At 57.1% G+C, this 17222-nt stretch carries 13 protein-coding genes; 4 read left to right on the forward strand and 9 right to left on the reverse strand.

Features of this window, described 5'->3' with window-relative positions:
* The first annotated feature begins 1 nt into the window (after position 1).
* Positions 2 to 2074 (forward strand): M3 family metallopeptidase, encoded by a 2073-nt coding sequence (locus NBV64_RS10595; protein WP_250755743.1) that lies wholly within the window; start codon positions 2 to 4, stop codon positions 2072 to 2074.
* Between the two features lie 15 nt (positions 2075 to 2089).
* Positions 2090 to 2701, forward strand: a complete 612-nt coding sequence (locus tag NBV64_RS10600; RefSeq protein ID WP_250755744.1) for an SCO family protein — start codon at positions 2090 to 2092, stop codon at positions 2699 to 2701.
* A gap of 201 nt (positions 2702 to 2902) precedes the next feature.
* Here the strand turns inward: NBV64_RS10600 and fusA are convergent, their stop codons facing one another.
* Entirely contained in the window at positions 2903 to 5020 is a 2118-nt protein-coding gene (fusA, locus tag NBV64_RS10605; RefSeq protein WP_250755746.1) for an elongation factor G, read from the reverse strand.
* Between the two features lie 204 nt (positions 5021 to 5224).
* Here fusA and NBV64_RS10610 point away from each other — a divergent pair, with 204 nt between their 5' ends.
* Entirely contained in the window at positions 5225 to 5578 is a 354-nt protein-coding gene (locus tag NBV64_RS10610) for an ArsR/SmtB family transcription factor (RefSeq protein WP_009457063.1), read from the forward strand.
* Positions 5579 to 5711: 133 nt separating this feature from the next.
* On the opposite strand, the gene NBV64_RS10615 is transcribed toward NBV64_RS10610, so the two are convergent.
* Positions 5712 to 7097 carry a dihydrolipoyl dehydrogenase gene (locus NBV64_RS10615; RefSeq protein ID WP_250755748.1) on the reverse strand — a complete coding sequence of 462 codons (1386 nt, stop codon included), beginning with the start codon at positions 7095 to 7097 and terminating at the stop codon, positions 5712 to 5714.
* 128 nt (positions 7098 to 7225) lie between these two features.
* Here NBV64_RS10615 and NBV64_RS10620 point away from each other — a divergent pair, with 128 nt between their 5' ends.
* Positions 7226 to 7687 (forward strand): MerR family transcriptional regulator, encoded by a 462-nt coding sequence (locus NBV64_RS10620; protein ID WP_009457067.1) that lies wholly within the window; start codon positions 7226 to 7228, stop codon positions 7685 to 7687.
* Positions 7688 to 7883: 196 nt separating this feature from the next.
* On the opposite strand, the gene NBV64_RS10625 is transcribed toward NBV64_RS10620, so the two are convergent.
* The 7 genes from NBV64_RS10625 to NBV64_RS10655 form a co-directional block, all read right to left on the reverse strand.
* Entirely contained in the window at positions 7884 to 8453 is a 570-nt protein-coding gene (locus tag NBV64_RS10625; protein WP_026483308.1) for a nitroreductase family protein, read from the reverse strand.
* Between the two features lie 50 nt (positions 8454 to 8503).
* Complete coding sequence (gene pdxJ, locus NBV64_RS10630; RefSeq protein WP_009457072.1) at positions 8504 to 9241, reverse strand: pyridoxine 5'-phosphate synthase; 738 nt, start codon at positions 9239 to 9241, stop codon at positions 8504 to 8506.
* Between the two features lie 55 nt (positions 9242 to 9296).
* Complete coding sequence (locus NBV64_RS10635) at positions 9297 to 10760, reverse strand: efflux transporter outer membrane subunit (RefSeq protein ID WP_250755750.1); 1464 nt, start codon at positions 10758 to 10760, stop codon at positions 9297 to 9299.
* Entirely contained in the window at positions 10760 to 13954 is a 3195-nt protein-coding gene (locus NBV64_RS10640; RefSeq protein ID WP_021446545.1) for a multidrug efflux RND transporter permease subunit, read from the reverse strand. Before NBV64_RS10640 ends, NBV64_RS10635 begins: the two co-directional genes overlap by 1 nt.
* A gap of 5 nt (positions 13955 to 13959) precedes the next feature.
* The gene (locus NBV64_RS10645) at positions 13960 to 15198 is read right to left on the reverse strand and encodes an efflux RND transporter periplasmic adaptor subunit (RefSeq protein ID WP_009457075.1); all 1239 of its coding nucleotides are present in this window, start codon (positions 15196 to 15198) and stop codon (positions 13960 to 13962) included.
* Positions 15199 to 15505: 307 nt separating this feature from the next.
* Positions 15506 to 16300 carry an ABC transporter ATP-binding protein gene (locus NBV64_RS10650; protein ID WP_009457077.1) on the reverse strand — a complete coding sequence of 265 codons (795 nt, stop codon included), beginning with the start codon at positions 16298 to 16300 and terminating at the stop codon, positions 15506 to 15508.
* Positions 16300 to 17196 (reverse strand): ABC transporter permease, encoded by an 897-nt coding sequence (locus tag NBV64_RS10655; protein WP_009457079.1) that lies wholly within the window; start codon positions 17194 to 17196, stop codon positions 16300 to 16302. Before NBV64_RS10655 ends, NBV64_RS10650 begins: the two co-directional genes overlap by 1 nt.
* Positions 17197 to 17222: the final 26 nt, after the last annotated feature.

The raw sequence follows: 17222 nt of genomic DNA on the forward strand, positions 1-17222 counted from the left end.
TATGACGACAAATCCCTTACTGGTTCCTATCGACAGCCTTATTGACTATCCCGCCATCCAGCCCGAGCACATCGAGCAGGCGGTGGACCAACTGCTGGCCTTGGCCCGCCAAGCCGTAGACACAGTCTCCAACGACGATAGCGAACCCACTTGGGACAACATCGTCGAGCCCATTACCGACGCCACCGAAACCTTGTATCGCGCCTGGTCGGTGGCCGGTCACCTGAACTCGGTCGTCAACACGCCCGAACTGCGCACGGTGTACAACCAGTGCCTGCCGCGCATGAGCGAGTTCTCGACCTGGGTGGGCTTGAACCGTCCTTTGTTCCTGCGTTATCAGGCGCTGGCCGACAGCCCGGCCTTTGCCACCCTGACGCCCCAGCGCCAACGCATCATTACCCTGGCCCTGCGTGATTTCCGCTTGAGCGGCGTGCAACTGGAGGGTCAGGCGCGTGAAGACTACGCCCGTATTTCCGAAGAGTTGGCGCAAACCTCGCAGCAGTTCTCCGAGCATGTACTGGATGCGATTGATCAGTGGCATTACCTGGTCACCGACCAGGCCGAACTGGACGGCATCCCGGACGACGTGCTGGCCGCCGCCCAACGCGCTGCTCAGGAACACGATCAGCAAGGCTGGCGTCTGACATTGAAAATGCCTTGCTACCTGCCTGTCATGCAATACGCACGCAACCAGACCTTGCGTGAGCTGATGTACCGAGCCTACACCACCATTGCCTCCGATCAGGGCGATGCCCAGTTTGATAATTCCCAGGCGATTGAAACGCTGCTGGATCTGCGTGCCCAGGAAGCCAGCCTGCTCGGTTTTGCCAGCTACGCCCATATGCGTCTGGAAACCCGCATGGCCGACACCCCGGAACAGGTGATGAGCTTCTTGCGCGATCTGGCTGCCAAGGCTCGCCCTTACGCCCGCCAGGACCTGGACGAGCTGCAAGCCTTCGCCAAAAAGGAGCTGGGCCTGGACACCCTGCAAGCCTGGGATGTGCCGTTCAGCGCTGAACGCCTGCGTGAACAGCGCTACGCCTACTCGGAAGACGAGGTCAAACAGTACTTCACGGAACCCGCCGTTCTGAACGGCCTGTTCAAAGTCATTCAGCGCTTGTTTGACGTGACACTGCGCGCCGCCGACGTGCCTGCCTGGCATCCTGCCGTACGCCCCTTTGAAGTCATGGCTTCCGACGGCAAAGTTCTGGGTTATCTGTACATGGACCTGCACGCCCGCCAAGGCAAGCAAGGCGGTGCCTGGGTCGATAGCGAACGCAGCCGTCGCCGCCTGGGTGAACAGCTGTGCCTGCCTATTGCCTACCTGGTATGCAATTTTGCCGAACCCCAGCCCGGTCGCCCCGCCCTGCTCACGCATGACGATGTGATCACCCTGTTCCACGAGTCCGGCCACGCCCTGCACACTCTGCTCTCGCGTGTGGATGATCCAGCCGCCTCGGCCTTCTCCGCCGTGGAATGGGACGCCATCGAATTGCCTTCGCAGTTCATGGAAAATTTCTGCTGGGAATGGCCTGTGGTGCAAATGTTGACGGCCCATGTGGAAACCGGTGAGCATCTGCCCCGTGCGCTCTACAACAAGCTCAATCTGGCCCGCAACTTCCAAAGCGGCATGCAAATGGTGCGCCAGCTGGAGTTCTCCCTGTTTGACATGCTGATCCACTCGCGTGACAGCGGTCTGAGCATTGAAGCCGTCATGGAGATTCTGGATCAGGTTCGCCAGGAAGTCGCCGTGCTGTCTCCGCCTGAGTGGCACCGTTTCCCGCATCAGTTCTCACACTTGTTTGCGGGTGGCTACGGCGCGGGTTACTACAGCTACAAATGGGCTGAAGTCCTGTCCGCCGACGCCTACTCGGCCTTTGAGGAAAAAGCCTATACCCACTCGGATGGAGCACGTGATACCCTCGACAGCAATACGGGCCATCGCTTCTGGCGCGAGATTTTGTCCGTAGGGGGCGAACGCCCGGCTGCCGACTCCTTCCGGGCTTTCCGTGGCCGCGATCCTTCCATTACCGCCCTGCTCCGTCACAGCGGGCTCACTCCAGAGCCAGCTTGAACCCAGAGGACGTCCATGACACCCAGCCCAGTAAAGTCCATTCTTGTCTTGTTTAAACAGTTTGGCCTGACACTGGCGCTGGGCTTGTTCCTGCTAGGCAGCGCTGCCGCTGCCAATCTGCATCCCGTACGTGGCTTCCTGCCCGATCTGCGTTTTTCCCTGCAAGCCGCTGGCCCCAAAACCGTCACCCAGGATGACTTCAAGGATAACGTCGTCATGATGTTTTTTGGCTATGCCAGTTGCCCGGATATTTGCCCCACCACCTTGGCTCAACTGGGCCTGGTCATGGAAGAGCTGGGGAACGATGCCGAGCAGGTGCGCATCATCTTTGTCAGTGTGGACCCCCACCGCGATACACCCGACTCCCTGGCCCGTTATGTGGCCGCCTTTGATGGCAAGCACACCACAGGCCTGACAGGCTCTGAAAAGCAGATTGCCGATCTGGCCCGTCGTTACCGAGTGGCCTTCCAAATTGAAAAACCCGATCCCAAAGCACCCGAAAACTACGAGGTCTCGCACAGCCGTGGCGTGTATATCTTCGATCAGCAAGGCCGAGCGCGATATCTAGCACCGGATACCGAGTCGGTGCAGGTTCTGGCGGATGGGGTACGCAGTCTGCTGAACTAAGCGGGCTTGGGCCTGAATCAAACCTCAGATCAGACTGGCCAACAGCGCCCTCAGCACAACAACAACAACAACAACAACAACAACAACAACAACAACAACAACAACAACAACAACAACAACAACAACAACAACAACAGGCAAAGCATCGGGGCGGATGTTCCCGTGCCTGGTTAGACACAGGAACACCCGCCCCCTTTAGTATCAGCCTGCGTGTCGTGTGCTCTGACGTTCAGCCACCAGATCCTGCACCATGGACTTGGGCACTTCCGCGTAGCGTTTGAACTCCATGCTGTATGTTGCACGGCCCTGGGACATGGAACGCAGCGTAGTGGCATAGCCAAACATCTCGGACAAAGGCACTTCCGCCTTGATCAGCTTGCCCGCCCCCACCATGTCATCCATACCCTGCACCATGCCACGACGGCTGGACAGGTCCCCCATCACATTACCGGCATAATCTTCAGGCGTTTCCACTTCCACCGCCATCATGGGCTCCAGGATCACGGGTGATGCCTGTTTGGCCGCTTCCTTGAAACCAAAGATCGCCGCCATCTTGAAGGCTTGCTCGGACGAGTCCACGTCGTGGTAAGAACCGAAGGTCAGTGTCACTTTCACATCCACCACGGGATAGCCCGCCAGCACACCACTGTTCAGGGCCTCCAGCACGCCTTTTTCCACCGCCGGGATGTATTCACGCGGAACCACCCCGCCCTTGATGGCGTCGACAAACTCAAAGCCCTTGCCCGCCTCTTGCGGCTCCAGGGTGAAGACCACATGGCCGTACTGTCCTTTACCACCGGACTGACGCACAAACTTGCCTTCGACATCGCGCACGGTCTTGCTGATGGTTTCGCGGTAGGCCACTTGCGGTTTGCCCACATTCGCTTCCACGCCGAACTCGCGCTTCATGCGATCCACAATGATCTCCAGATGCAGCTCGCCCATACCGCCAATAATCGTCTGGCCCGACTCCTCGTCCGTGCTGACACGGAAGGACGGATCTTCAGAAGCCAGACGCGAGAGCGCAATCCCCATCTTTTCCTGGTCGGATTTGGTCTTGGGCTCCACAGCCTGACGAATTACCGGCTCGGGAAACTCCATGCGCTCCAGCGTGATGATGGCCGAAGGATCACACAAGGTTTCCCCTGTGCTGACCTCTTTCAGGCCAACACAGGCCGCAATATCACCCGCATGCAGTTCATCAACTTCATGCCTGTCATTGGCATGCATCTGCACAATCCGGCCAATACGCTCTTTCTTGTCACGGCCGGGAATATAGACGCTATCGCCCTTGGCCAGCACACCGGAATACACTCGCACAAAGGTTAACTGGCCGACATAAGGGTCCGTCATCAGCTTGAAGGCCAATGCCGAGAACTTCTCATTGTCGTCAGATTGACGAGTGACGATTTCACCAGCCTCGTCCACGCCTTGCACTGCAGGTACATCCACGGGAGAAGGGAGCAGCTCCACCACCGCATCCAGCATGCGTTGCACACCCTTGTTCTTGAAGGCCGAGCCACACAGCATGGGCTGAATCTCTCCGGCAATAGTACGCAAGCGCAGGCCCAACGTAATCTGGTCCACGCTCAGATCACCCGTTTCCAGGTACTGATTCATCAGATCTTCATTGGCTTCGGCCGCCGCTTCCAGCATGCGCTCGCGCCATTGCTTGGCCGTAGCGAGCAAATCCGCAGGGATGTCCTCAAAACTGAACTTCATGCCCTGAGAGGCCTCGTCCCACACAATCGCTTTCATCAAACGTAGGTCGATCACACCCTTGAAGCCCTCTTCAGCCCCCATAGGAATCACCACAGGCACGGGATTGGCCTTGAGGCGGTCCACCATCATCTGACGTACGCGAAAGAAATCCGCCCCGACGCGGTCCATCTTGTTGACGAAGGCCAGGCGCGGAACCTTGTACTTGTTGGCCTGACGCCAAACCGTTTCAGATTGCGGCTGTACCCCACCGACCGCGTCATACACCATGACCGCGCCGTCCAGCACGCGCATGGAGCGTTCAACCTCGATGGTGAAATCCACGTGGCCGGGGGTGTCGATGATATTGATGCGGTGCTCGGGCAGCGAGCCATCCATGCCTCGCCAAAAGCAGGTGGTGGCCGCCGAGGTAATGGTGATGCCACGCTCCTGCTCCTGGCTCATCCAGTCCATAGTGGCCGCCCCGTCATGCACTTCCCCCAGCTTGTGACTGACGCCGGTATAGAAAAGAATGCGCTCGGTCGTGGTGGTTTTGCCAGCGTCAATATGCGCCGAGATACCAATGTTCCGATAGCGAGTGATGGGTGTATGGCGAGCCATGATGATTGTCCTTGGAGTCGTCCTGCCTTGCAGTGCAAGGCACCTGGGCTCCTGTTGTTTCAGTGGTTGATAACAATCAGATAGTACGCCTACAATCGTACTATTAACAAGATTTTTTCCACGCGTCGTGCATCCACACCACAGCGCGAAAACGGTACGTGGACACAGGTACAATCACCGCGACGAATAATGACAGGACTCGATATGCTTCCCAATCATCCCGAGCGCGCACAGATTCGCTTGGAAAATGTACTGACTGCCCTGGGCAATCCCTTGCGTCTGGCCGTTGTGCGTGCTTTGGCCTCCGAAGGCGAACGCGCCTGTGGCTCGCTACTGCAAGGCCAAACCAAATCCACCATGACGCATCACTGGCGTGTCTTGCGCGATAGCGGCGTGATCTGGCAACGGCCTTCTGGACGAGAAAACCTGCTATCGCTGCGTAAGGACGATCTGGAGGAGCGCTTTCCCGGTCTGCTGCACTCCTTGCTGGGCGCATTGGAAAATGACCCGGTAACCGAGGCGACCACCGCGCAGCATCTGCAAAACGCCGCCAAATAATAAAAGCACCCTGAAAATCAAACTGCCCGCCAAAGGTCGGATCAATGTCCAACTTTTGGCGAGCAGTTCACATACAGGATCAGGACTCTCGGGGCCAGAGCCCGAAAACGGGATCAAACCCGTTCAGGCTGACTTATTTGCCTCGCAAAGCAGATTGCGCACCGCGCAAGGCCGTACGCAAGCCCTCTTCCAATACGGGATGGTAGAACGGCATGGCCAGCATCTGATCCAGCGTCAGTCCCATCTGCAAAGACCAGGCCAGCAAGTGAGCAATATGTTCTGCTTGAGGCCCCACCATCTCGGCCCCCAGAAACTTGCCCGCCTTGTCCGCATAAACGTGCAACAAGCCACGGTTGACCAGCATCACGCGAGCACGGCCCTGATTGCCGAAGTTCACGCTGCCTGTCACCGCACCCTCTGGCAAGGATTTAAAGGGCGTACCAACCACAGCCACCTGCGGATCACTAAACACCACAGCCATGCGTGCACGACGCGCCATAGGCTCATCCTGGCCATTGCTGACGGCTTGCAAGGCAGCCAGACGACCATCATCTGCTGCCTCGTGCAAGATGGGTGCACGTTGGTTCACATCGCCTGCCAGATAGATAGAGGTGCCTTTCAGTTGCAAGCTGTCCAGGTCAAAGACCACCCGCCCTTTGCTATCCCATTGCGCAGGCGTGTTTTCTAGCCCCAGATTATCCAACTGCGGTTTGCGGCCTGCCGCCCCCAGTACATAGTCGTAGTCCTCGACCAACTCCTTGCCATTCACCTGCAAGCGCACGCGCGCCTTGCCATTGACGACTTCACTACCTAATACAGCTACGTCGGCACGAATATTCAGTTCCTGGCTGAAAATCGCCCGTCCGGCTTCACGTACCTCAGGATCGGAAAGACCCGCCAGACTCTGGCTGCGGTTGATGATGGACACCTTCACGCCCAAGCGCGCCAGCGCCTGCCCCAACTCCAGACCGATTACACCCGTACCTACGACCAGCACGCTTTCCGGCAAATCCGTCCAGTCAAAAACATCCTCGTTATTGATCAGCAAAGCCCCCAGCGGCTCCAGCTCCTTGGGGCGCACGGGCGTGGAGCCAGTGGCGATAATCACGTGCCCTGCGGTGATACGGGTATGGTCATCCACTTCCAGCACATGCTCGGACACAAAGCGGGCATGACCACGCACTTTGTCTTCGGCATCAAAGCCTTCCACATCGTCCACCACAAATTGCACAAAGCGATCCCGCTCGCGACGCACGCGATCCATGACCTCTTTGCCTTCAATGCGGATATTGCCGTCTACGTGAACACCGAAAGGAGCGGTATGGCGGGCATGATGGGCAGCGTCCGCTGCTGCGATCAGCAACTTGGATGGCATGCAGCCAACACGTGCGCACATGGTGCCATAGGGGCCTGATTCAATCATCAGCGTTCGTTTACCGGCACGTTTGGCCGTACGATACGCTGTCATGCCTGCTGTCCCCGCTCCAATCACGGCAACATCACACTGAATTTCTTTCATAACCGCTCCTTGAGTCCATACTAAGGCTATCAGGGGCCTGATGACCTGCCCGACCACCCGTTCTACAATGTGCAGAATTGACTCTTTCAATCATAACGCAGTCCCCTTGCACTGCCCGAGGAAAGCCCATGCTGATTAGTGAAGCGGCCCGCGTAACCGGCCTGACACCCAAAATGATCCGGCACTATGAAGATCTGGGACTCTTGAATAGTGACCGTGCCCCCAATGGCTACCGCGTCTACCAGGATCAGGACCTGGATACCTTGCACTTTATTGTTCGTGCCAAGGACCTGGGTTTCAATCTGGCGGACATTCAGCAACTGACCAGCCTGTGGCGCGATCAGCAACGCCCCAGCAGCGAGGTCAAGCAACTGGCCCAGGCTCATATCAAGAATCTGGAAAGCCGCGCGGCCCTGCTGCTGGACATGGCCGCCAAGCTGCGTGTGCTGGCTGAACAATGCCAGGGGGACCAACATCCAGATTGTCCGATTCTGGATGGTTTGGAGGGGGCATGCTGTCATACAGATGCCTCGACCAAGGCTCAGTCGCATAAACCTGCCCATCAGAAAAGCAATACAGCCAAGCTTTAGTGCCTAAGAGCGGGTTTAGACAGGCAGGAACCAAAACAAAGAGTGGGAAACAGGACAGGAAGCCAACGCCTCCCACTGCTCCTCCAGCTTGCATCACTTACTGAGCAAGAGAAGACAAAAAAGCCTGAGTTCAATGACGAACTCAGGCTTTTTCTTCACAATCGCGAACTTGGCTCGCGCAGGCTACCCCGCAAATTTAAGCAGGCTGCCACTCCGTCACGAACTTTTGTGGCTCGGGACGCTGGGCAGGACCCAGATTGTGAATAGGCGTACCTACCGACACAAAGCCCAGGAACTGGTAATCCAGGGAATCGAAGCCCAGGGCTTCCGGGACTTCTTCACCATAGGTGCCCAGGCCAGTGCTCCAGAAAGCGCCAAAGCCCAACTGGTGAGCAGCATGCAGCATATTGCTGACGGCTGCGCCCGTTGCCAGAACACGCTCCAGTTCAGGAATTTTTTCTTCACCATGATCGATGTGGCTGGCTACAGCAATCAGCATGGGCACTTTGGCCAGCCAGGCGCGGACGCTGGCAGCTTTCTGCTCGGTCAAGGGATTACCGGCGCGCTCATTGGCGGCAATGGCCAGTTCGCCCAGAGCCTGCACGTTTTCACCGCGGATCAGGCAAAAGCGCCAAGGCTGTAAACGGCCATGGTCAGGAGCGACCATGGCAGCGCGCAAAATCAGGTCCAGCTCCTGCTCGTTCGGGCCGGGGCCTTGCACCAGCTTGATGGAGCGGCGGGACAATAGGGAATCAATGGTACTCATAGTGCTTCCAGAATCAGTTAAGAGTGCCCTGCCCAGATGGCAGGGCTCAGTCAGGCTTGAGCAGGAGCGCCCGCTTGCACCAGCAGGGCTTTCATGTCGCGCACGGCTTTTTCCCAACCGTCAAAGACAGCCTGGGCAACAATGGCGTGACCAATATTAAGCTCCGTCAGCCCCGGCAAGGCGGCAATCGCTTGTACGTTGCCGTAGTGCAGGCCATGACCCGCATTCACACGCAGACCTTGCGACACACCTTGAGCAATACCGGCACGGATACGCTCCAGTTCGCTGGCGGCCTGCTCGGGCGTTTGAGCATCCGCATAGGTGCCGGTGTGCAGTTCAATCACGGTGGCACCCACGTCGCTGGCGGCTCGGATTTGCGCCGGGTCGGCATCAATGAACAGCGAGACGCGAATACCGGCAGCCTGCAATTGCTGCACAGCCGCCTTGACCTGGTCCAGATGACCGACCACATCCAGACCACCTTCGGTCGTCAGTTCAGCACGGTGTTCGGGAACCAGGCAGACATCGTCCGGTTTGATACGGCAGGCAATGTCCAGCATTTCGGTGGTGATGGCGCATTCCAGATTCATCCGGGTACGCAGTACGGGGCGCAGGGCCTCGACGTCGGCATCCTGAATATGACGCCGGTCTTCACGCAGATGTAAGGTGATCAGGTCCGCTCCGGCTTCTTCTGCTCGCAAAGCGGCCTGAATTGGATCAGGGTATGTGGTCAGACGCTGCTGGCGCAGCGTCGCCACATGATCGATATTGACGCCCAGTTCTAACATTCCCCAAGGACCTCCGTAGTTTCAGGGATGAATGACCAGACGTATTATCGCCTGTTTACTCCGGTGCTGTCCCAGTGGCCTGGGTCTTTGTTTCAGGCTTGACGGTTTCAGCTGTCCAGCCGCCACCCAAAGCCTTGTACAACTCGACCCGGTTCATCAGGGATGCCAGGCCAGTCTGAATATAGGCTTGACGCGTACCGTACAGGCTGACTTCCGCCGTTTGCACCTGCAGGAAGCTGTCTATACCCACTTCGTAACGCAGCTTGGCCAGACGCAAGCTTTCGCTGGCAGCCTGATCAACCTCTTGCAAGGCGTCGATCTGCTGACCGTAGGTGGCTTCGCCCGCCAGAGCATCAGCCACTTCGCGGAAGGCTTCCTGAATGGTTTTTTCATACTGGCTGATCGCAATGTCACGACGAGCCTCGGCCAGATCCAGATTGGCCCAGGTACTGCCCGAGAGCAGCGGCATGGTAATTTGCGGCTGGAATTGCCAGTAACGGTTACCCGAACTGAACAGACCACCCAGCTCGGGGCTCATGAAGCCCAGCAGACCGGTCAGGCTCAGACGCGGGAAGAAAGCAGCGCGTGCTGCCCCGATGCTGTAGTTGGAACCACGCAAGGCGTGCTCGGCGGCCAGAATGTCAGGACGACGCTCCAGCAATTCTGCCGACAACCCTACAGGCAAGCCAGGCATCAGCTGAGCACGGGTAAAGGGCAAGCCTGCTGGCAAGTCAGCCGGTATTTCACCGCCCAACAAGACCTGCAAGGCATTGAGTGCACGCTGACGATCACGCTCGACAGCCTGCATATCGGAACGCACGGTGTTGTATTGCACCTTGGCCTGGTTCAGGTCCAGCGCCGACACCGTACCGGCATCGTAAGAAGACTGCACCAGGCGCAATGTCTCTTGACGGCTGCGCAAGGTATTGCTCATCAAAGCATGCAGTTCTTCGGCAGTACGTACCTTGAAGTAGGCTTCGGCGGTGCCCGCCACCAGGGCGATATGGGCGGTACGCTGAGCCTGCTCGGTGGCAAAGTACTGTTCTTGAGCAGCACGGGCCAGATCACGCACTCGACCAAAGAAGTCCAGCTCGAAAGCAGTGATACCGACACCGGCCTGGAACGTACGGGTTACGGGGGCCGAATTTGGGCCACCAGGACGCAGCTCAGCCGGTGTGTGGGTGGCCTGCTCGGCCGCCTGCACACCAATGCTGGGCAACTGGTCACTGCGTGCCACGCCGTATTGCGCGCGAGCTTCCTCGATGCGCTGGGTGGCAATACGCAGATCGCGGTTATTCTCCAGAGCCTGCTCGATCAGGGCATGCAGACGCGGATCCGTAAAGAATTCACGCCAGCCCAGATCAGCAGCCTGTGCCGCATCCGCCTGGCCCTGCTGGGCCAGAGGGAATTGTGCGGGCACGGGAGAATCAGGACGCTCGTACTTCGGTGCCAAGGAGCAAGCCGACAAGGCAAACGCCACGGCCAGCACCAAGGGGCTACGTAAAAACATGCTAGACATCAGTGCTGTCCTCCTTGCGAACCGGCCGGCTGTGCAGCTTGTTTGGCCTGTTCTTCCTCGTGCAATTTAGCGGCTTCGCCAAACAGACGGGGTTTAGTTTTAAAGAGCTTGAGGATCACGACAAAGAAGGTCGGCACCATCAAGACAGCCAAGGGCGTTGCGGCCAACATACCACCCAGCACACCCAGACCCACGGCGTTCTGGCTGGCAGCACCCGCACCAGTCGAGGTAGCCAGAGGCACCACACCCAGCACAAAGGCGAAAGAGGTCATCAAGATAGGACGGAAACGCAAGCGAGCGGCTTCCAGAGTGGCGTCGATCAAGGTAGCACCACGTGCGTAGGCATCCTTGGCAAACTCCACAATCAGAATCGCGTTCTTCGCTGACAGACCGATCACCGTCACGATACCCACCTGGAAGTACACGTCGTTAGGCATACCCAGACCGGAGACCAGCAAGACCGAACCCAGCATACCCAACGGTACGGCCAGCATCACGGACAGCGGAATCGCCCAGCTTTCGTACAAGGCAGCCAGCAGCATGAACACCACCAGAACCGCCAAGCCCATCAAGATAGCGGACTGGCCTGCGGCCTGACGCTCTTGATAAGACAGACCTGTCCAGTCCACACCAAAGCCGCTAGGCAACTGCTTCATCAGGTTTTCCATCTCGATCATGGCTTCACCCGAGGTATAGCCTGGAGCGGGGCCACCACCGATACGGACAGACTCGTAGCTGTTGTAGCGCACGATCTGTACCGGACCTTGTTCGGTCGTCTGGCTGACAAAAGCCGACAGCGGAACCATCTTGCCTTCGCTGTTGCGAGCGTTGAGCTTGAGCACATCGTCGATGGTCATGCGATATGGCGCATCAGCTTGTACCCAGACACTTTGCACACGTCCCTGGTTGGTGAATTTACCCACAAAAGACGAGCCCAGGGCGCCACTGATCAAGGCAGAAGCTTCGCTGAAGTTCACCCCCAGGGCAGCCGCCTTGTCTCGGTCAATTTCCAGACGGATCTGTTTGCCAGGTCCCAAGCCCGTGATACGCACACTCTGTGGATCGAACACAGGGCTTGCCTTGGCCAGGGCCAGCAACTGATCCGCGGCTGCCATCAGGGCATCGTGACCCATGCCGCCGCGGTCTTCCAGACGCATATCAATACCCGAGGAGTTACCCAGAGCAGAAATAGCGGGTGGCACAATCGCGATCACCATGGAGTCGGGCAAACCGAACAGCAATTGGCCCATGGCCTTGCCGGAAATGGCTTGAGCCGAGTTTTCCTTGCCTTTACGTTCGTTGAAATCTTTCAAGGGCACAAAGGCAATCGCCGAGTTCAAACCACTACCGTTAAAGCTGAAGCCTTGCACGGCAATGATGTTTTCAACCTGAGGCTGCTCCTTGAAGTAGTCCTCTACCTTGGAGATGGTTTCAATCGTACGGTTGGCCGTCGAACCGGCAGGCAGTTCGATGTTGGCAATCACGTAGCCCTGATCTTCCTCGGGCAAGAACGCGGTTGGCATACGCATGTACAGGAAGCCCAGCACCAGCACCATGATCAGGTAGATGAACATCATCCGACCGCCACGACGCAAGGTCTTGCCAATAAAGCTTTCGTAACCATTGGTGGTACGCGTAAAGACACGGTTGAACCAACCAAAGAAGCCACGCTTGGTTTCGTGATGACCCTTGGGGATAGGTTTCAACAAAGTCGCGCACAAGGCAGGTGTAAAGGTCAGTGCCAAAAAGCCGGAGAAGGCAATCGACACGGCCATGGCCACCGAGAACTGACGGTAAATCACCCCCACCGAACCGGCCATGAATGCCAGGGGCAAGAACACGGCCGACAGCACCAGCGTAATACCCACAATAGCGCCACTAATTTGCGGCATGGCTTTCTTGGTCGCTTCCTTAGGCGAGAGCCCGTCTTCCACCATGATACGTTCGACGTTCTCCACCACCACGATCGCGTCGTCCACCAAAATACCAATGGCCAGCACCATCGCGAACATGGTCAGCACGTTCACGGACATGCCCAGCACCTGCATCACCGCGAACGCCCCCAAGATAGCCACCGGCACCACCAGTGCAGGGATCAGGGTGTAGCGCACGTTTTGCAGGAACACGTACATCACGATGAACACCAGCACCATGGCTTCCAGCAAGGTGTAAACCACCTGGGTGATGGACTTGTCCACGTAGGGCGAGGTGTCGTAAGGAATGTCGTAGCGGATGTTTTCCGGGAAGAACTCGGCCAACTTCTCCATTTCGACTTTGATTGCCGCGGCAGTATCCAGCGCGTTCGCTTCAGGCAACAGGGAGATAGCAAAAGCCGCTGTTGGCTTGCTGTTCAGACGGGCACCAAACTGGTAGTTGTCCGCCCCCACTTCCACACGAGCGACGTCTTTAATACGTACGGTCGAGCCATCAGGCTGCGAGCGCAGAATGATGTTTTCAAACTCTTCCACGGTTGCCAACTGACCGTTCACCGTAATGGGTGCGGCCACACGCTGACTGTCCTGATTGGGTGGGCCACCCAGAATACCGGCAGACACCAGCATGTTTTGCTGACGAATCGCGTTGGTCACGTCCGCTGGGCTCATCTGGTAACCGACCAGCTTGGCAGGGTCCAGCCACACACGCATGGCGCGACCGGATGCAAACAGCTGGAAGCGAGCCACACCAGGAACACGAGAAATCGTGTTCTTGATATTGCGTTCGATGTAGTCAGCCAGAGCTGTCTGATCCAGACTGCCATCCGTGGAGGACAAGGTCACCACTTGCAGAAAGCCGGTACTGGACTGCTCCACGTGCAGGCCCTGCTCCATCACCGCTGTCGGCAAGGACGCAGTAATGTTGCTGACCCGGTTCTGGACGTCTACCTGAGCCATGTCAGGATTGGTACCAGGACGGAACGTGGCGGTGATTTCGGTCGAGCCGTAGGAGTCACTGACGGACTCGTAGTACAGCAGGCCTTTGGCACCGTTCAGCTGATCTTCGATCACACTGGCTACCGTACTGGCAACGTCTTCCGCGGTTGCGCCTGGGTAGGTCGCCCGGATGGTGACCGAAGGTGGTGCCACATCGGGATACTGCGCTACAGGCATATTGGGCAAAGCCAATAAGCCAAATAGCGTGATCGCCAAGGCAACGACCCATGCAAAAATGGGCCTTTCAATAAAAAACTGAGGCATGTCGCTTACTCGCTAGACTTGGCTTCGTTTGGCTCAGCAGCGGCGGCCGGTTCCTGTGCGGGAGCCGCATCAGGAGCAGGTGCAGCGGCTGACTTGTTGCCCTTCCAAGGCATCGTCTGGACAGGGGCACCGGGACGAATCTTCTGGAAGCCTTCGACAATGATCTGGTCGCCAGCTTGCAGGCCTTTGTTGACCACATACTGACCATCGCTCTCAGGTCCCAGCACGACAGGTACGGACTGGGCTTTTTCTTCACGAACTACATAAATGTTGGAAGCACCATCCGAGGTGTACTGAACAGCTTGGGCGGGCACCAGCAAGGCATCCGGAATAACGCCTTGTTCCAGACGTACGCGTACGTACATGCCGGGCAAGAGGATTTCGTCAGGATTAGGGAACACGGCACGCAAGGTTACTTGCGAGGTGGATGGATCCACGCTGACACCGCTAAACAGCAAAGCGCCATCCTGATCGTACAGGGAGCCATCTTCCAGAACGGCCTTGGCCTTGGCCTGGCCTTCACCAGCCGACTTCAAGGTGCCATCGGCCATGGCGCGACGCAGCTGCGTCAGTTCAGCAGTGGAACGCGTCACGTCAATATAGACACGGTCCAGTTGCTGCACGGTGGCCATATGGGTGGCGTTGGCGGCAGAAACCAGAGCACCTTCGGTAACCAGGGACTTGCCGATACGGCCCGACACGGGCGACACAATCTTGGTGTAGCCCAGATCAATATTGGCGCTGTCCAGGGTCGCCTGTGCAGCGGCAATGGCGGCATCGGCCTGCATGGCGCGGGCCTTGGCGTTGTCGTAATCCTGGCGGGAAACTGCATTTTCCTTGATCAGACGCTCGTAACGCTGGGCCAACTGCTTGGCACTTTGTGCGTCAGCCTGGGCGTTTTTCAGCTGAGCTGCAGCCTGGTTACGAACTGCACGGTACGGAGCCGGGTCAATGGTAAACAAGAGCTGGTCTTGTTTGACATCAGCGCCCTGCTCAAAGTTGATCTCTTCCACAATCCCGGAAACACGGGCGCGGATTTGTGCATCTTTAATTGCTTCGACTCGTCCAGGCAGCTCGGAGAACAACTCGGTAGAGGTCGGTTGGACGGTAATCACACTGACTGGGACCTTCATCCCGCCGGCCGGAGCTTGAGGCTCTTTGTTGCCGCAAGCGGCGAGCAGAACCAAGGAAGAGAAGGCAGCAATACGAAAAGTCTGCCGACCCAACAAGCTTTGAAATGACATGAAGAACTCCTGAGCTAAGCGTTGCATGGGAGTTTAACGCTTAAACTGACTGGATTGTATGGTTTGGACAAGCAGCAAGTATATGTCGAAAAAGCGCAAATCAAACAGGAAAATTTGCGATGAGACTCATTTCGATCTTGCCATTATTTGGCGACTACGATTAGCCAGCTACCCCCTTGCACCCGCTCCGCTGTCTGCCTATGCCAAAAGAACACGTATTATCATATACCTACGGTTTCTTGAATATAAAAAAACCGCGTTTAACCCTCAGAGTTCACGCGGTTTTCCAAATCCGGGATAGTGCTTCCTAACCTAGCAATAAACTATCGTCGGCTAAAGTCTCGCCCCGAACCCGCTCGAACATCTCCAGCAAATCTCGCACATCCAGGCCTTGACGCTGTTCACCACTGACATCCAGAACCACCTTGCCCTGGTGCAACATGACCGTGCGATCACCCACATCCAGAGCCTGACGCATACTGTGCGTGACCATCATGGTGGTCAGGCCACCTTCACGCACAATCCGATTGGTCAGTTGCAAAACAAAGTCAGCCGTACGCGGGTCCAGTGCCGCCGTATGTTCGTCCAGCAGCAAGATCTTGGAAGGACGCAAGGCCGCCATCAACAGGCTGACGGCCTGACGCTGGCCACCGGACAACAATCCGATGCGGTCTGTCAGACGGTTTTCCAGACCCAGACCCAAGGTTTCCAGACGCTCTGCAAATTCAGCGCGCATGGAGTGACGCACGGCACGGCTCAGACCACGGCGGCTGCCACGGCAGGTGGCCAGCGCCATATTTTCTTCAATGGTCAGATCTTCACAGGTACCGGCCATCGGATCCTGAAACACACGTGCTACCCAATTGGCTCGCTCCCAGACCGGGCGGCGAGTCACGTCTACCTTGTCGATCATGATTTGGCCATCATCAACAGACTGGTCGCCCGAGATCGCATTCAGAAAAGTAGACTTGCCCGCACCGTTGGAACCGATCACGGTCACGAACTGCCCTTCCGGAATGGTCAGGGACAAACCGCGCAAGGCACGGGTTTCAATGGGCGTACCTGGATTAAATGTCAGGGACAGATCTTTTGCTTCTAACATTACTGGGCCCCCTTCTGTTTACGAGCACGCTTTTTCTTGAGCAATGGAATCACCAGCGCCACGGTAACCAGCAAAGCGGTGACCAGGTTCAAGTCCTGCGCTTTCAGGCCGATCACATCGGCATTCAGAGCCAAAGCAATAAAGAAACGGTACAGAATCGCGCCCAGCACCACGGCCAAGGTGGCGTAGAACAGTTTGCGTGCGGGCAAGATGCTTTCACCCACAATCACGGCAGCCAGACCAATCACGATGGTCCCGATACCCATGGAGATATCCGCCCCACCCTGCGATTGTGCAAACAAGGCACCGGCCAAGGCGACCAGGGCATTGGAAATAGCCATGCCCAGCAAAAGCATATTGCCAGTTGCCACACCTTGAGCACGGGCCATACGCGCATTGGCGCCGGTAGCGCGCATGGCCAGGCCAGTTTGCGTACCGAAGAACCAATCCAGCGCCAGTTTGGCAATGATTACCAAACCAATCAGCATCAAGGGACGAGCAATATAGTCAGCGATGGACTCGGGCTGCAGAATCGTGAAGACCGTCGGCTCCATGATCAGGGGCACATTGGGACGGCCCATGATGCGCAGGTTGATGGAATACAAGGCGATCATCATCAGGATACTGGCCAGCAGATCCATGATTTTCAGGCGTACGTTCAACCAGCCAGTAATCGTGCCGGCAATGGCACCAGCAAAAGTGGCCACTACAGTCGCCAGGAAAGGATCATTGCCCTGACTGATCAGGATGGCGGCAACCGCCCCACCCAAAGGAAAACTACCATCGACCGTCAGGTCAGGAAATCGCAGGATGCGAAAAGAAATCAGAACACCCAGAGCAACCAGTCCGAAAATCAGACCAATCTCCAGGGCCCCCCACATTGAATAAATAGACATATTGTTGGACGTCTAGGATACAAAAG

The sequence above is a fragment of the Alcaligenes sp. DN25 genome, from assembly GCF_023674485.1.
In the GTDB taxonomy this organism is placed as follows: Bacteria; Pseudomonadota; Gammaproteobacteria; order Burkholderiales; family Burkholderiaceae_B; genus Alcaligenes; species Alcaligenes phenolicus.

Coding starts and splice junctions, on each gene's coding strand:
- NBV64_RS10620 (WP_009457067.1), top strand. CDS start 7,226: ATGCTGATTAGTGAAGCGGCCCGCGTAACCGGCCTGACACCCAAAATG.
- NBV64_RS10640 (WP_021446545.1), bottom strand. CDS start 13,954: ATGCCTCAGTTTTTTATTGAAAGGCCCATTTTTGCATGGGTCGTTGCC.
- NBV64_RS10650 (WP_009457077.1), bottom strand. CDS start 16,300: ATGTTAGAAGCAAAAGATCTGTCCCTGACATTTAATCCAGGTACGCCC.
- NBV64_RS10600 (WP_250755744.1), top strand. CDS start 2,090: ATGACACCCAGCCCAGTAAAGTCCATTCTTGTCTTGTTTAAACAGTTT.
- NBV64_RS10610 (WP_009457063.1), top strand. CDS start 5,225: ATGCTTCCCAATCATCCCGAGCGCGCACAGATTCGCTTGGAAAATGTA.
- NBV64_RS10625 (WP_026483308.1), bottom strand. CDS start 8,453: ATGAGTACCATTGATTCCCTATTGTCCCGCCGCTCCATCAAGCTGGTG.
- NBV64_RS10645 (WP_009457075.1), bottom strand. CDS start 15,198: ATGTCATTTCAAAGCTTGTTGGGTCGGCAGACTTTTCGTATTGCTGCC.
- NBV64_RS10615 (WP_250755748.1), bottom strand. CDS start 7,097: ATGAAAGAAATTCAGTGTGATGTTGCCGTGATTGGAGCGGGGACAGCA.
- NBV64_RS10595 (WP_250755743.1), top strand. CDS start 2: ATGACGACAAATCCCTTACTGGTTCCTATCGACAGCCTTATTGACTAT.
- NBV64_RS10635 (WP_250755750.1), bottom strand. CDS start 10,760: ATGTCTAGCATGTTTTTACGTAGCCCCTTGGTGCTGGCCGTGGCGTTT.
- NBV64_RS10655 (WP_009457079.1), bottom strand. CDS start 17,196: ATGTCTATTTATTCAATGTGGGGGGCCCTGGAGATTGGTCTGATTTTC.
- pdxJ (WP_009457072.1), bottom strand. CDS start 9,241: ATGTTAGAACTGGGCGTCAATATCGATCATGTGGCGACGCTGCGCCAG.
- fusA (WP_250755746.1), bottom strand. CDS start 5,020: ATGGCTCGCCATACACCCATCACTCGCTATCGGAACATTGGTATCTCG.